The 995-nt window shown below is 74.1% G+C and carries 1 protein-coding gene; it reads left to right on the forward strand.

Annotated elements, in window-relative coordinates; all coding sequences use genetic code 11:
* Positions 1–786: GTP cyclohydrolase II RibA (ribA, locus tag D588_RS0118175; protein ID WP_017916989.1), on the forward strand; the 786-nt coding region annotated here is incomplete at its 5' end.
* Between the last annotated feature and the right edge of the window lie 209 nt (positions 787–995).

Genomic DNA, 995 nt, shown 5'->3' on the forward strand with positions numbered 1-995 from the left:
TGGCTGCCCGGCGACGCGCTGGATGCCGGCGCCGCCGAGATCGCGCGCCTGGGCCTGCTGCTGCCGGCGATGGTCGCGGCGGACCTGGGCGCCGACAGCAGCGCCTTCCAGGGCTGCCAGTCGCTGCGCCTGGACGACCTGGAACACGGCTGTGCCCTCGCCGCCTCCGACAGCTACACCCTGGTCACCCGCACCCAGGTGCCGCTGCGCGACCTGGGCCCTGGCGAATTCGTGGTGTTCCGCGGCGGCGTGGCGCAACGCGACCAGGTCGCGATCGTGATCGGCCAGCCCGACCTGAGCGCGCCGGTCCCGGTGCGCGTGCATTCCTCCTGCCTCACCGGCGACCTGTTCGGCTCGCTCAAGTGCGACTGCGGCGATCAGCTGCGGCACGGCCTGGCCAAGCTCAAGGCGCTGGGCGGCGGCGTGCTGCTGTATCTGGACCAGGAAGGCCGCGGCACCGGCATCGCCACCAAGATGCGCGCCTACGGCTACCAGCACGACGGCCTGGACACCATCGACGCCGACGCGCAACTGGGCTTCGGCGCCGACGAACGCCGCTACGGCAGCGCCGTGGCGATGCTGCGCGGGCTCGGCATCGGCCGCGTGCGCCTGCTCACCAACAATCCGAACAAGGCCGAGCGCCTGCGCGCGGCTGGCATCGAGGTGACCGAGCGCATTCCGGTCACCGGCACCATCACCGCCGAGAACGAGGGCTACCTGCGCACCAAGGCCACCCGCGCCGGCCACGCGCTGGACGTGGACGCGCTGCTGCGCGCGGCGCGCTGAACCACCGGCGCAGGTCGGCCCCCACAACGCCTGCGTAGATCGGGACGGAAACCGCGCCGCGGACAGCGCACGCCCGCCATCGCCGCGTTAGGATCGCAGGCCACGCCGCGCGCCCGCGCCCCGAGACCCCGACGTGATCGCACCGCCGCCCATGGACGACACCCCCGCCGCGCCCAGCGCTTTCGCCGCCCCCCCGGCGCCCGCGGACT

Origin of the sequence: Xanthomonas sp. SHU 308 (genome assembly GCF_000364645.1) — a bacterium.
Taxonomy (GTDB): Bacteria; Pseudomonadota; Gammaproteobacteria; order Xanthomonadales; family Xanthomonadaceae; genus Xanthomonas_A; species Xanthomonas_A sontii.